Below are 13,621 nucleotides of genomic sequence, written 5' to 3'. Positions count from 1 at the left end.
GAATTTGATTCAGGGTTGTCTTCGATTCAAACCCGTTTGGAGGTGGCGTGGTGAGTGTTCGCGTTGAGGTCGCTCCCGATCTGCTCCAGTGGGCTGTCGAGAGGGCGGGATGGGATGTTGAAACTGCTGAACGGCGTGCCCCTAAACTTGATGCCTGGATCTCCGGCGCTGTCCAGCCGACACTAAAACAGCTCGAGAAATTCGCTGACGCCACGCATACCCCGTTCGGGATGCTGTTCCTCCCTGAGCCACCCAGCGAGGAAGTTCCCATCCCAGACATGCGCACCATCGGGAATGTTGCTGTCCCGCAGCCATCGGCTGATCTGCTGGACACGATCTACATGTGTCAGTCCCGACAGGACTGGTACCGAGCCTACGCACAAGAGTGCGGCATGGTTGCCCCCGACTTTGTCGGATCCGTAACCACGGACACGTCCCCGGAGCTAGTGGCGGATGAGATGCGCCGTTTGCTGGACCTCGGCTTGTCCCGAAGAGAAGAGTTTTCCAGCTGGGAAGATGCTCGTCGAAGCCTGATTGATCGGATCGAACACATCGGTGTTTTGGTAATGATCAATGGGATCGTAGGGGCGAACACTCACCGGAAACTCAATCCTGAAGAGTTTCGGGGGTTCGCACTGTCTGACCCGCTTGTGCCACTGATTTTCATTAACGGCGCTGATACGAAAGCAGCGCAGATCTTCACTCTGATCCACGAGCTCGCTCATGTGTGGCTGGGGAGAAGTGCGCTCTCCGACGCGGCGTTGACTGCCAGTACTGGCTTAGCCGAGGAACTGTGGTGCAATGAAGTTGCGGCAGAAGTGCTGGTTCCGCTTGATGCATTGCGAAGAGATTATCTGGGCGAAGCGATCCTTGAGGAGCTGGAACGCCTGGCAGGGAAATATCGAGTCAGCACCCTGGTGATTCTCAGGCGCATTTTCGACGCCGGACTCCTGACATGGGATGGCTACCGCCAGCGTTATCAGGAAGAGCGGGATCGCGTTATCAAAATCCTCGCCGAGAAACACGGTGGGTCGGGTGGAGGCAACTATTACAAAACGCAACCGCTCCGGCTAAGCCGCCGGTTTGCTCGGGCTGTAATTGCTAGCGCCTATGAAGGAAACACTACCTATCGGGACGCTTACAGGTTGCTCGGCACTAAAAAGCACGAGACATTTGAGAATCTAGCTACCGAGCTGCAGGTGGCATGATGTATCTACTCGACACTAACGTGTTTATTGAAGCCAAGAACCGTTATTACGCCTTCGATATCGCTCCTGGATTCTGGACCTGGCTCGATACAGCTCACCAGAAATCGTTAGCTTGCAGTATCGAGGCGGTCCGCAAAGAACTCCTTGCTGGTGAGGATGAGCTCGCGAGGTGGGCTAGGGGTAATGCGGCCTTCTTTCAGCCTATCGATCAAGGTACAACGCGACACTTCGCCGCCCTCACTACTTGGGCAAAATCGAGGAACTTTACTCAAGCTGCATTAAACGAGTTCACCGGTGCCAACGCCGACTACCTTTTGGTGGCCTACGCGCGGGAGCATAAGTATACGGTGGTTACCCATGAACGCCCTCAACCTAATTCTCGGAAGAGGGTATTGATTCCGGACGCTTGCATGGCTATGGACGTTGATACGCTGGACACTTTCCAGATGCTCCGCCAAACCGGGGCCCAATTCCACTTACAGTAGCCTCGGTTTAAGTCCTGTAACAGTCCGTTTTTCGAGTTATCTTTCTTCGATATCGCGAGGCTTGCCTAGCCCCAAGTTAGCTGTAAGGGCTTTTCGAAGGGAAATGTTGAGAAGATCTAGTGAAAGCTCCATGACGCGGTCCTTTTGTCTCCTGGCAAGCTCGCGAAGGATGCTGCTCTTTCCGACACCGTAAGGCCCGGAAAGAGCGATGTTGCGGATTTCATGATTCTTGAGCGCGTTCTCAAGCTCCGACACGTAGCCGCCATGCTCATTTTCAATGTATTCAGGCGTAAGCGGCACCAGGTTCCATTTTGCTTCGCTCATCAAACCCTCCGTCGCTGCCAGCTTCCCGCATTCAACAGCCGAACCTTGACGGTCGTGGAAAGGTGGATGCCACTAGCTATACGAACGAAGGTGAGCTGCTGAGATTTGCTCTCATGCTAAGTGATAACTGTGTGCAAGCAGTACGTTTTGTCCCGCCGGTCCCAGTACCCGAATTCGACTACACCGCGCGAGTCCCCGACGGGTGGAAAATATATGTCTCCCTTGACGATTTCGAAGATACGCCGATTACGTCTTACGGGCAGGTCAGGTGGGCGCTAGAAGAAATCCAGGAACTGGCGTCAAACAATGACCAAGTCTTTCGTGATCATCAGCAATGACGCTATCCTAAACGGTTCCGTCCAAACTCTTTGCTTCAAGCCAGATAAGCGCGGGCCAGAAAAGGGCATACGCTTCTACTGAAATGAAGTACAGCTCCGTGGCGAAGGATGCTACCTCTACTGGAGACCCACAAAGAAAGGAGACAGTGTCCTAGAAACTAAAATCGATGACACGGCTCTTATCTTTTGCACCTTCATCCGAGATGGCGGCAAACTCCCCGAGTTTCCACACTTGGTAGGGATCTACGAGAAGTACTAAATCGTGTTCCCTGAGCATCCAACAGCACATATCCAATCCCACACCGGAACCTGAGTGGAACCGCGGGTACCACTCGGCGAAACTTCAGGAAGCTTCGATAACCTTGTTTAAAAGGTTGAATCATGTAGCGGCGCGTAACACCGCCGCCGTCTAGGGAGGTTCAGATGACGTTCGTCAACATCACAGCACTCACATACCCTGAAGGGGCCGAAGCCGAGATCGAACAGCGTTTTGCTGCACGGAAGAAAGCCGTGGATACCGCTGAAGGTTTCCAGGGTTTTGAACTGTTGCGTCCGCAGATCGGGGAGGACCGCTACTTTGTTGTGACCCGCTGGGAAACCCGCGAGCACTTCCAGGCATGGCTGGATGCGCGCCCGGCCCGCGATCACGGAGGCGACGAGCGACGCGGCATGAGCGTGGAACTCCTGGGCTTCGACGTCGTCCCGCTCGACGACTAGCCAAGCCTTCCTCTAACTAAGCCTGCCTCGAGTCTGTCCGCGGCCGCCATCATTCACTGTGCGCGGTCGTGGACAGCCTCGTTAATGCGCCGTTCCAAACCAACCGGATCATCAACCGAAAGAATGAGGCGGCTGTATTCAAACGTCGGACCCAACTCAACCACGAGCACATCCGATGCACCAGTCACGTTCCAGTAGTGGCGTTCCCCGTCCTTGCGGTACCTCGCTGACACCTTTTTGCCCAGCGTATTCAGCCCCGGTGAACGGAACCCCTTCGGTTCCCTCACCACGCCCGGGTCGAATGTAGCCCCGCGAACAAGTGACAGCGGCACACGGATTTCTCTCTTGAACGACCACATCTTGTCTAGGCCGCGCGGGGTGACGATGAGCTCCCCATCCTGAATTTCAACCTTGTTGCGAGCCATGCGTTTCTCCTTCTTCAATACCTATAGATCTAGCCGGTTGCCTCGGTGAGGCAAGCCCGCTCGAGCGCTCGCTGACCAAGTGCTTGTGCTGTAGTCCCAGTGGTGTTGATGATGCGCTGAACCAATTCCGCGACGTCACGGTTGTGGGGAGCGATCTCGAAAATAGCGACGTTGAGCAGGTCAAGCAACACCTCGGGATCCGAGTTGTCGCCACCGCTGTGTTCGTCTGCGGCATGTTTGAGGGCTGCAACGAAAATGCCCTGCTTCGACCCGAAGATCGAATACAGGCTGCCCCTCACCACCCCCGTGGTTTTCACGACCTCGTCGATCGAGGTCGCAGTGAAGCCCCGCCTAATGAACAACTGACCCGCCTGGTGCAGGAGAGCCGCCGTATCAAACTCCCGTGGTCTTGCCATAGTTTCAGAATAAGAGTTCTAGAACATCTGGTCAAGAATGTTTGTGGGTGTCTTGAGGCGTCCGGAAATCTTGCTGAGTCTGGCCAGAAGCCCTCCGAGAGCGGCTACTCAGTGTGCCAGAGCTTGTCATGCACCCCAGCGGAACATGGCGACACGCTTTCCTGGAAAGAAAGAGGTGTGAACCGGGCTGTCCAAGAGTGTAAATGTAAGGGGTAGTACTATGGCGCTGTGGATGCCAACGTAAAGGGGGATGGGGCTTGGTAATGGCGGAACTAGACAGCATGGCCAGGCTGGCGCAGGAGATTCTGGCAGTGCCAGATGATCGTTTCTCTGCTGCGCTCAAGATTGCGGACGGCATGTCGATTTCTCACGTGAAAGAAGCGCTGGAGGAGCACGTCGCACCGGCTGATTCGGCGCTTTGCCACCGCTTCATCGAGCAGTGGATTGAGCGCTTCGAGCCTGTGCAGAAGTTAGCCGCCGCTCTTGCGGTGTCGGATCTGTATGTATTGGACCTGGTGGATGTTCCGCACGCTGAAGACCTCATACTTTTGCGCGCACTAGAGAACGGCGCGGACGCGCTTGAGGCATTGAATTCGGAAATTTTTTCGTACCGCGAGGTGGCGCGGAATCCAGACGCTAGTTTCGGACCGAGCTTCGTCAAAACTGTCGAGGCGGAATGCGGCGCCGCGTTGGAGGAAGCTATCGAGAGACTGCGCTTGAACGCCGAGCGGCTCGGTGTCCTAATCCGGCGCGCAGACGATGAGGCACAGGGGTGAAGATAAGGCACAGGGGTGGTGAAGCACAGGGCGATCAAGCGCATGCCGGGGGATAGTTGCCCATCACATCGATCCGTATGGGCCGCAACTCACCCTAGAACAAAAAAGTCTCGGGACACCGTATGAACGATGTCCCGAGACTTAACAATTTGTGGAGGTAAGGGGATTCGAACCCCTGACCTTCTCCATGCCATGGAGACGCGCTACCAACTGCGCCATACCCCCGCAAGCGATGTTCAACAGTTAAGTTGTGGTGCTCGCGTTGTTCACCTCGCTGAGGCGAACAGATGAAACCATACCACGGCTTCGATGCAGAACCCAAAACGTCCCTGGCTGGCGAAGAAGAAGTGCCGTCGCGGCAACAGGCCCGGCAGTAGACCCGGTATCAGGCGCGCAATAGTCGCGACAACAGGCGCGCGCCTTTGCGGGCGGAGCAATAGAATAGAGCCGAATGTGTTGAGAAGCTGATGTAGCTGGGGAGAGACGTATGGCTGAGCGCCAGGAGCCGTCAGAAGAGTTCACAGCGGAATCGAATGACGCCGTGACGGGCGAAATCCCGATTGTCCCGGACACTGCTGTCCCGGACGCCGCTGGTCCTGATGCCACTGTTCCGGATGCCGCTGACCCGGACGCGCCTGCTGCTTCCTCACCGGAGGAAGACGAACTGACAGCCACCGCGTCGGTGGCCACATCGTCGGCGGAATCAGAGCCCGATGCGGATCAGCCCGATGCGGTTGTCGCCTTGGATTCCGATGCCCCAGAAGACGCCGCTGAATCCTCAGCGGATGAAGCACGTAGCGACGCCGATGAAGAATTCACCCCGGCTCGGAGTATCGGCGTGATCCCGCTTGATGAGACCGGTAAACCTAAGGATGAGTTCTCAGCCTCGGCTGGGCAGGCCCGCAAATGGGAAGAAACCCAGCAGGCTGGGATCCCCCGCTTCATCAAGGTCACGCTCGGGCTCGCGGCTACCTGTATCATCTTGATGTTCGTGCGGGACCTGCAGGACATCATCGCCCCGGTTTTCCTGGGACTGAACCTCATGATCGTGGTCTATCCGGTGCAGAAGTTCCTGCAGCGCTGGGTCCCACCGTTCGTGGGCGCCGTCGTCTCACTGCTCTTAGTGCTCGTGATCCTGGTCCTGTTCGTGTGGCTCATCGTGTGGTCGTTGCTTGCATTGATCCAGCTCATGCCGTCGTATAACGATCAGTTCGTTGAGGCGTGGCGGTGGATTCAGGAGATCGCGGTCGAACTCAACCTGGACTTCAGCGAGATCACGAGGTCGCTTCAGGCCATCCAGCCGAACGACGTCATGTCGCTTGTGGCGCCGCTGTTCTCGAACGTTTCCTCGATCCTCGCGCTGCTCACCACCTTGGTGATCGCAACGCTGTTCTTGGCGATGGACTCCGCCGGCCTGCATTCGCGCCAGCAGTTGCTGCGCATCACCAAGCCGCGCGCCTTCATCATCACCAACGACTTCGCGCAAGGTGTGCGCCGCTACTGGCTCGTGACCACCGTGTTCGGCCTGATTGTGGCTATCGCAGACGTCGGGGCTCTGTGGCTCTTGGGTATCCCGCTCGTGTGGGTGTGGGGCATCCTCTCGTTCATCACCAACTACATCCCGAACGTCGGCTTCTTCATCGGCCTCATCCCGCCGGCGCTACTGGCGTTCCTTGAGAAGGGCTGGGGTTCGGCCGTCGCGGTGATCGTCGCGTATTCGGTTCTGAACTTCGTGATCCAGTCGATCATCCAGCCGAAGTTCGCAGGCGAATCCGTGGGCGTCACCCCGACCGTTTCCTTCTTGTCCCTTCTGTTCTGGGTCTGGGTCCTGGGCCCGCTGGGCGCGCTTCTTGCACTTCCGGCAACGCTACTGCTGAAATCCTTCCTCATCGACTCGGATCCGAACGCTCGATGGCTCAACACGTTCATCGCGGTCCCCGCGGACTCCGCGTTGCCTGAGGATGAGCGGCCGATGCCGATGTCAGAACGCAAGGCCCGCGCCTGGAGGGAACGTAAAGCAATCCTGCGTGGCTAGCGTTCTCTGAACCGAGACCGTTGCCTTGCCACTTCTATTCTCTGTTAGTCGAAAAATTTCATGTCCCCTCAATACGGTAAATATGAGCAGCTAATCCCGAGCGCCCGCCGGCGTTGGGCGGCTTTGGCGCTGCTCATGATTGTTGTCCTGCTAGTTTCCGTCGATAACTCCGTGATGGTGCTGGCGTTGCCGGAGATCGCCGTCGAGTTGCACGCGAACGCAACCGAGCAGTTGTGGGTGCTGGACATTTACCCGTTGATTTTGGCGGGCCTCTTGGTTCCGATGGGGAACCTGGGTGACCGGATTGGCCGCCGCCGCATCATGATGATTGGTGCGGTGGGTTTCGCTGTGGTGTCAGGTATCGCGGCGTTCTCCGTGAGCCCGACGATGCTGATCGTGTTCCGCGCTCTACAGGCGGTGTTCGGTGCCGCGCTCATGCCGGCCACGCTGTCCCTGATCCGCAACATTTTCCCTGACCCTCGGGAGCGCACGACGGCGGTTGCCATTTGGGCGGCCACGTTCTCGGCGGGCGCGGCGCTCGGCCCGATCATCGGCGGCGTTCTGTTGAACTTCTTCTGGTGGGGCTCGGTTTTGCTGATGGCGGTGCCTATTCTGGTTCCGTTCCTGGCGGGCGCGCCGTTCTTGCTTCCGGAATCGAAGGACCCGAATCCCGGCCCGCTCGATGTGCTCAGCATCCTGCTGGCGATGGCGACGTTGCTGCCGCTCACGTACGGCATCAAGACCCTGCCGCAAGAACCGTGGGTTGGTGTGGGCGCGATTGCGTTCGCCATGGTTGCTGGGTTTGTTTTTGTGCGCCGCCAGCTCGGCGCGGACATCCCGTTTTTGGATGTGCGTTTGCTCTCGCGTAAGGCGTTCGCGCTGCCGCTCACGATCAACCTGCTTGCGATGTTTTCGCTGGTCGGTTTTCTGTACTACTTGTCGCAGCATCTGCAGCTGATTGAGGGGCGTAGCCCGGCGGAAGCGGCGCTGTTCATGCTGCCTGGCATGGCGATGACCGTGGTGGCTGGGTTGGCTGTTGTTCCGGTGGCGCGGCGCACGGGCCCGGTTGCTGCGATGGTCGCGGGCGTGCTGTGCAGCGCGTTGGCGTATGGGATTCTTGCCGTGTTCGTGGGTAGCGGCGACTGGGTTCCGATGGTCGCGTTCCTGCTGATCGGTGCTGGCGCGGGCATGGCGGAGACGATCTCGAATGACTTCGTGCTGTCTGCCGTTCCGTCTGAAAAGGCGGGTGCGGCGTCTGCGATGTCCGAAACTGCGTACGAATTCGGCACCGTGATGGGCGCCGCTGTTTTGGGCGGTCTGCTCAATGCGCTGTACACAGCCAAGTTGGTTCCGCCGGCCGGCTTGAGTGAGGCGCAGGGTGTTCAGGCGGCGTCCTCGCTAGCCTCGGCTCACGATGTGGCTGCAGGGCTTCCTCATGAGCGCGCGGCTGAGGTGCTGCAGGCGGCATCGCACGCGTTTGATGCGGGAGTCACGGTCACTGCGACGGTTGCTGGGGTGCTCGCATTAGTGGTTTCTATCGCCGTCTATTTTGGGTTGCGTTCTTCGAAGAATCAGTGAAGCTGTGACTCATTGATGCCTAGCCGTAGGTTTGCTATGGCGTGCAATTTCACGCCTATTTACTGAGCACCGTCTTGTCTCATTCTGTGGAAATTCTGAAGAAACTGTTTCACATGCTTGTTACGGGCTGGTAGTTTGTCAATCAGCTTGGCTGGTAGGAGCCTGAGAAACTCTAGCCAGTTGAGAAAGTACCACCCGTTCGCCGGGTGGTAGGGCTAGCAAAGGTATATTCATGAATCACTCCACTGTTAAACGGCGGGGTGCCCGGAACAAGTGGCTGATTTCAGCCGCTAGTGTCGGGTTGGCTTTTGCCATGGTTGGCCCGGGTGCAGCGGGGGTTTCCGCCGCACCCGGCGAAACCCAACCAACCGATTCCGCACACACATCAACGAAGACTGCATACACGGCCGACGGCAAGAAGCTGGACGGCAACTCTGTGGTGACTCAGGGTGACGAGATCACCTACGCCGTCTCGGATAAGGTCCAGAGCGGGCCGAACCTTCCGGACCCTCGGGTGCTGACTGACACGATGTCCAGCAACCAGTCTTACGTGAAGGGCTCGTTGACTGAGCTAAACGAGGGCAACCCTGGACTGAAGGTGTTTGAGCCTTCTGCTGTTGACTGGTCGAAGGGTCAGCGGATCGCTGCGTTCACCCCTACTTATGGCGAACCGGCGACTGAAACCGACGCAGGGACCAAGCGAACCGCAGATCCGCTGTTCGGTCAGAACGCCCAGTATGCTGAAGGTGTTGCGCCGAAGGTCTCTGGTGACAAAGTCGTCCAGAACAGCGACGGCTTCAACCCTACGATTGCGTATAACAAGAAGGGTGAGCAGATCGTTTGGTCGATCACTCACCACGAAAAAGATGCAACTCTTGGCTGTCAGTTTGTTGGCTCGCGGGATAACTGCTCGAGCGCAAAGAGCTACTGGGGCTCGGAGTTCTGGACGCAGCAGAACGTCCCAACTATCACTCGTAACCGGACCACTGGTCTCATGAGCTTGAACAAGGGTGTTGGCAACTACTTTGTGGGTGTTGTTGACTTCGCCGATGTTGCTCCTGGTGTTCCGCCGAAGAAGATCACGAAGGAACCTGTCCAGATCCTCTCTGGTACCCGCGGTGAGGGCATCGTCAACTTCCAGGCCAGCGGCCTGTTTGAATCGGACGGCAAATACTACATGATTGGCCGTACCGAAGGAAGCAAGAGCCAGTTCAAGCTTGGCTGCTTCGATGCCGACACCAACGCGGTGTGTGAGGGTTTCAGCCCTGAAGGCAATCTCGTCGCGACGGATGACTTTGTTGCCAAGGCCGCCGAAATGCGGGTCTATTCCGAGATCCACTTGGCCGGCGGCAAAATCGCATTCACGACTGCACCGGCTGGAAATAATGCTCAGTCCGCACTGTGGTGTGTCAAGCCAGAAGGCAACACCATGGTCAACTGCGACGGTTCAGCAACGATTAAACCGCTCAAAATAGGCGATTCATACACCGCCGTCCCGGTCGTTTCGAAGGACACCTCGGGTACCACGATCGTGCCTGAGGTAGTCAACGAGGGCCAGGAACGCCAGCGGGTCTCTGGTTTCTGTTCCGGCCCGCTTGGCAACAACGCCAAAGCGAAGGAATGCTTCGACCTGAACGGTAAGTCCATTGGCATGCCGTACCCGGGCCTTCCGGTATACAACGTTGCCCACACGCGTCTTCACGATGCTTTCGCCTACCCAGCAAACTCAGCGCAGGCTATTTACCCGCTCAGCTACGGCAACAACCGGGCTACCTGCTACGACTTTGAAAAGAAGGCACTGTGCGATCGCTCCGTGAGTGTCCCGGGTAACAGCGACACCACGTGGCTGGATGAGCAGACCATCAAGGGCACGAAGTATCAGGGCAAGATCTACGGTGCTCGCATGATTCCGGGCAGCTCGAACTGCATGGTTTCGCTTGGTGACACCGCAACGTTCCTGTTCTGGACGGTTGATGCCAACGGTAAGGTGACCCCGGCGGGCAACAACTGCCAGCCGCTTTCGGTGAACTTTGTTGACCAGGACAAGCGTTACTGTGCTCCGGGCGACAACGGTATGACTGAGTGGGGCGAGCTTAAGCTCCGCACGGTCAAGACTGGCACTGCTAAAGAGGGTGTCTCGGTTGATGCTCCACAGCTCGAGTTCTACGAATACGACGCAGTTGAGGGTAAGCAGACCGACAAGCTGATCGGCCGTGCCACCATGCAGGGCTCCGGGTCCGAGTGGACGCTGGCTAAGCCAGAGTTCCTCAATTACAAGAGCACCAAGAACTTCACGGTTCGTGTTGTCAACGCGCATGAAGGTGCAACGTATCAGTTCACGCAGCACCACGATGCCGATGCTCAGCCTTCGGTTTGCTACAAGGCTCGCGTGATCCAGAACTGCGCGCCGGAAGCTGACATGAAGCTGACGAACAAGGCAGTGTGGTCGACTGGATCGCTTGAGACTCGTGCCCCGCTGGAAAAGACTGCTGAGACGGAGATTGAAATCCCAGCTCAGCCAGGTGAGGGTTGCTTCAAGGTTCAGAAGGAATCCATCACCGAGCAGGTGAAGACTAAGGAAGGTGGCACGTGGTCGGCTGATTACAAGATCACCGTCACCAACACGGATAAGCCGAACCTGACCTCGGAGCCGGTTACCGACAAGCCGACTGTTCCAGCCGGCTTCACGATCACCGAAGTCAAGGTTGATGGCAAGGCTGTAACCCGTCAGAGCGACGGTATGTTCACCGTGTCTGAAGGCGTCAACCTCGACGGTGGTGCTTCGAAGAGCTTCACCATTACGCTCAGCGGCGACGTCGCAGAATCCGGTGTTGACTGGACTGCAGCTGGCGAATGCGACATCACTGGTGAAGGCAACCCGAAGAAGGGTCTGTTCAACCTGGTTGTCATGAACGGTGACGGTGACGGCCCAGAAAACAACGACGCCTGTGTACCGGTCATCAAGGAAGACGATCCTGTCTTCAAGGTGAAGAAGGACTCGGCTTCCGCTGGTGCGAAGGCTGAGAACGGTGAGTGGACTTCCGCTTACACCGTGACTGTCACCAACGATGGCGAAATCGAGGGTACCTCGAAGGCTGTCACTGACACCCCGAGCGTTCCGGAAGGCTTCAAGCTCGAAGGTGCGACCGTTGACGGTGAGACCGTCGAGCTGGTTGATGGTTCGTTCACGGTGACCGAGGGCGTTGAACTCGCTGCCGGTAAGGACAAGGTGTTTGAGGTTGTTCTCTCCGGTACCTACGACGCAGCTTCTGCTGACTGGGTAGCCGTTGGCGAATGCGAGACCGAGGGTGAGGGCAACCCTGATAAGGGCTTGTTCAACAAGGTCACCTTGGAGGGTGATTCCGATGGTCCTGAGAACAATGACGCCTGCAACCCTGTCGGTAAGGATCCATCGTTCAAGGTGAAGAAGGACTCTGCCGAAGCTGGCGCTACGGCAGCTGATGGTGAGTGGACTTCTGCTTACACCGTGACCGTTACTAACGATGGTGAGATCGCTGGCACGTCGAAGGCCGTGACCGATACTCCTTCGGTTCCTGAGGGCTTCAAGCTCGAAGGTGCGACCGTTGACGGCGAAGCTGTTGAGATCACTGACGGCACCTTTACGGTGACGGATGGTGTGAAGCTCGCAGCCGGTAAGGAAAAGCAGTTTGAGGTTGTTCTCTCCGGTACCTACGAAGCCGACAAGGCTGACTGGGTAGCCGTTGGCGAATGCGATGTCACCGGTGAAGGTGATCCTGCGAAGGGTCTGTTCAACAAGGTGACCATGGAGGGTGATTCCGATGGTCCTGAGAACAATGACGCTTGCAACCCTGTCGGTAAGGATCCATCGTTCAAGGTGAAGAAGGACTCGGCTTCCGCTGGTGCGAAGGCTGAGAACGGTGAGTGGACCTCTGCTTACACTGTGACCGTCACTAACGATGGCGAAATCGAGGGTACCTCCAAGGTTGTCACTGACACCCCGAGCGTTCCGGAAGGCTTCAAGGTCACCGGCGCCAAGGTTGACGGTACCGAGGTCGAGATCACTGACGGCACCTTTACGGTGACGGATGGTGTGAAGCTCGATGCTGGTAAGGACAAGCAGTTTGAGGTTGTTCTTTCCGGTACCTACGACGCCGACAAGGCTGACTGGGTAGCCGTTGGTGAATGTGACATCACCGGTGAGGGTGATCCTGCGAAGGGTCTGTTCAACAAGGTGACCATGGAAGAGGATTCTGATGGCCCTGAGAACAACGAGGCTTGTAACCCTGTTGGTAAGGATCCGTCGTTTAAGGTGAAGAAGGACTCTGCCGAGGCTGGCGCTACGGCAGCTGATGGTGAGTGGACTTCTGCTTACACCGTGACCGTCACTAACGATGGTGAGGTTGCTGGCACCTCGAAGGCCGTGACCGATACTCCTTCGGTTCCTGCTGGTTTCAAGGTCACCGGCGCCAAGGTTGACGGTGAGGCCGTCGAGCTGGTTGATGGTTCGTTCACTGTCACTGATGGTGTGAAGCTGGCTGCTGGTGAGAACAAACAATTTGAGGTTGTTCTCTCCGGTACCTATGAGGCCGACAAGGCTGACTGGGTCGCCGTCGGTGAATGTGACATCACCGGTGAGGGCGACTCCTCCAAGGGTCTGTTCAACAAGGTAACCATGGAGGGTGATTCCGATGGACCTGAGAACAACGACGCTTGCAACCCTGTTGGTAAGGATCCGTCGTTCAAGGTGAAGAAGGACTCCGCCGAAGCTGGTGCTAAGGTAGCTGATGGTGAGTGGACTTCCGCGTACACCGTGACTGTCACTAACGATGGTGAGATCGCTGGCACCTCGAAGGCCGTGACCGATACTCCTTCGGTACCAGAGGGCTTTGAGCTGACTGAGGCCAAGGTTGACGGTGAGACCGTCGAGCTGGTTGATGGTTCGTTCACTGTCACTGATGGTGTGAAGCTGGCTGCTGGTGAGAACAAGGTCTTCGAGGTTGTTCTTTCTGGTACCTACGAGGCTGGTAAGGCTGACTGGGTAGCTGTCGGTGAATGTGAGACCGAGGGTGAAGGTGATCCTGCAAAGGGTCTGTTCAACAAGGTCACCATGGAGGGTGACTCTGATGGCCCTGAGAACAACGACGCCTGCAACCCGGTATCGAAGGATCCAGCGTTTGCTGTGAAGAAGGATGCAGACACCACGTCTGTCGTGACTTCTGAAGGCAAGACTTGGAAGGCCACCTACACGGTGACCGTTTCGAACACCGGCGATATCGCTGGCACCTCGAAGGCCGTGACTGATACCCCTTCGGTTCCAGAGGGCTTCACCGTGACCGG

At 57.2% G+C, this 13,621-nt stretch carries 10 protein-coding genes and 1 tRNA gene; 7 read left to right on the top strand and 4 right to left on the bottom strand.

Annotated elements, in window-relative coordinates:
• Positions 1-50 precede the first annotated feature (50 nt).
• Together CAY35_RS06760 and CAY35_RS06755 are read left to right on the top strand one after the other, a co-directional pair.
• Complete coding sequence (locus tag CAY35_RS06760) at positions 51-1,208, top strand: ImmA/IrrE family metallo-endopeptidase (RefSeq protein WP_109303958.1); 1,158 nt, start codon at positions 51-53, stop codon at positions 1,206-1,208.
• Positions 1,205-1,693 (top strand): DUF4411 family protein, encoded by a 489-nt coding sequence (locus CAY35_RS06755; protein WP_258265680.1) that lies wholly within the window; start codon positions 1,205-1,207, stop codon positions 1,691-1,693. The genes CAY35_RS06760 and CAY35_RS06755 overlap by 4 nt, the downstream gene beginning before the upstream one ends.
• A 36-nt stretch (positions 1,694-1,729) precedes the next feature.
• On the opposite strand, the gene CAY35_RS06750 is transcribed toward CAY35_RS06755, so the two are convergent.
• Positions 1,730-2,017, bottom strand: coding sequence for a YobI family P-loop NTPase (locus tag CAY35_RS06750; protein ID WP_219930461.1), 288 nt, complete (start codon positions 2,015-2,017; stop codon positions 1,730-1,732).
• Between the two features lie 761 nt (positions 2,018-2,778).
• On the opposite strand from CAY35_RS06750, the gene CAY35_RS06740 reads away from it, so the two are divergent.
• Positions 2,779-3,072: an antibiotic biosynthesis monooxygenase family protein gene (locus CAY35_RS06740; RefSeq protein WP_109303887.1), complete on the top strand. Its 294-nt coding sequence runs from the start codon at positions 2,779-2,781 to the stop codon at positions 3,070-3,072.
• Between the two features lie 53 nt (positions 3,073-3,125).
• Here CAY35_RS06740 and CAY35_RS06735 read toward each other — a convergent pair whose 3' ends face one another.
• A complete protein-coding gene (locus tag CAY35_RS06735) occupies positions 3,126-3,497 on the bottom strand; it encodes a hypothetical protein (protein WP_109303886.1) in 372 nt (123 codons plus the stop codon).
• Between the two features lie 29 nt (positions 3,498-3,526).
• The gene (locus tag CAY35_RS06730; protein ID WP_109303885.1) at positions 3,527-3,913 is read right to left on the bottom strand and encodes a TetR/AcrR family transcriptional regulator; all 387 of its coding nucleotides are present in this window, start codon (positions 3,911-3,913) and stop codon (positions 3,527-3,529) included.
• Positions 3,914-4,176: 263 nt separating this feature from the next.
• Here CAY35_RS06730 and CAY35_RS06725 point away from each other — a divergent pair, with 263 nt between their 5' ends.
• The gene (locus CAY35_RS06725; protein WP_109303884.1) at positions 4,177-4,689 is read left to right on the top strand and encodes a hypothetical protein; all 513 of its coding nucleotides are present in this window, start codon (positions 4,177-4,179) and stop codon (positions 4,687-4,689) included.
• 152 nt (positions 4,690-4,841) lie between these two features.
• Here the strand turns inward: CAY35_RS06725 and CAY35_RS06720 are convergent.
• Positions 4,842-4,914, bottom strand: a tRNA-Ala gene (locus CAY35_RS06720).
• Positions 4,915-5,176: 262 nt separating this feature from the next.
• Between CAY35_RS06720 and CAY35_RS06715 the strand changes: the two genes are divergently transcribed.
• The 3 genes from CAY35_RS06715 to CAY35_RS06705 form a co-directional block, all read left to right on the top strand.
• Positions 5,177-6,724, top strand: a complete 1,548-nt coding sequence (locus CAY35_RS06715; RefSeq protein WP_109303883.1) for an AI-2E family transporter — start codon at positions 5,177-5,179, stop codon at positions 6,722-6,724.
• Between the two features lie 60 nt (positions 6,725-6,784).
• Positions 6,785-8,302: an MFS transporter gene (locus CAY35_RS06710; protein WP_109303882.1), complete on the top strand. Its 1,518-nt coding sequence runs from the start codon at positions 6,785-6,787 to the stop codon at positions 8,300-8,302.
• Positions 8,303-8,534: 232 nt separating this feature from the next.
• The coding region (locus CAY35_RS06705; RefSeq protein ID WP_146191932.1) for a hypothetical protein at positions 8,535-13,621 on the top strand (5,087 nt) is incomplete at its 3' end.

It is taken from the genome of Pseudoglutamicibacter cumminsii, from assembly GCF_003143995.1.
Classification (GTDB): domain Bacteria; phylum Actinomycetota; class Actinomycetes; order Actinomycetales; family Micrococcaceae; genus Pseudoglutamicibacter; species Pseudoglutamicibacter cumminsii_B.
The sequence above is the reverse complement of the archived record's forward strand: the minus strand, read 5'-3'. Positions and strand labels throughout refer to the sequence as shown.

What these genes read in the sequence shown, in the direction of transcription:
- CAY35_RS06715 (WP_109303883.1), top strand. Translation starts at nt 5,177, where the DNA reads ATGGCTGAGCGCCAGGAGCCGTCAGAAGAGTTCACAGCGGAATCGAAT.
- CAY35_RS06755 (WP_258265680.1), top strand. Translation starts at nt 1,205, where the DNA reads ATGATGTATCTACTCGACACTAACGTGTTTATTGAAGCCAAGAACCGT.
- CAY35_RS06725 (WP_109303884.1), top strand. Translation starts at nt 4,177, where the DNA reads ATGGCGGAACTAGACAGCATGGCCAGGCTGGCGCAGGAGATTCTGGCA.
- CAY35_RS06735 (WP_109303886.1), bottom strand. Translation starts at nt 3,497, where the DNA reads ATGGCTCGCAACAAGGTTGAAATTCAGGATGGGGAGCTCATCGTCACC.
- CAY35_RS06740 (WP_109303887.1), top strand. Translation starts at nt 2,779, where the DNA reads ATGACGTTCGTCAACATCACAGCACTCACATACCCTGAAGGGGCCGAA.
- CAY35_RS06750 (WP_219930461.1), bottom strand. Translation starts at nt 2,017, where the DNA reads ATGAGCGAAGCAAAATGGAACCTGGTGCCGCTTACGCCTGAATACATT.
- CAY35_RS06710 (WP_109303882.1), top strand. Translation starts at nt 6,785, where the DNA reads ATGTCCCCTCAATACGGTAAATATGAGCAGCTAATCCCGAGCGCCCGC.
- CAY35_RS06730 (WP_109303885.1), bottom strand. Translation starts at nt 3,913, where the DNA reads ATGGCAAGACCACGGGAGTTTGATACGGCGGCTCTCCTGCACCAGGCG.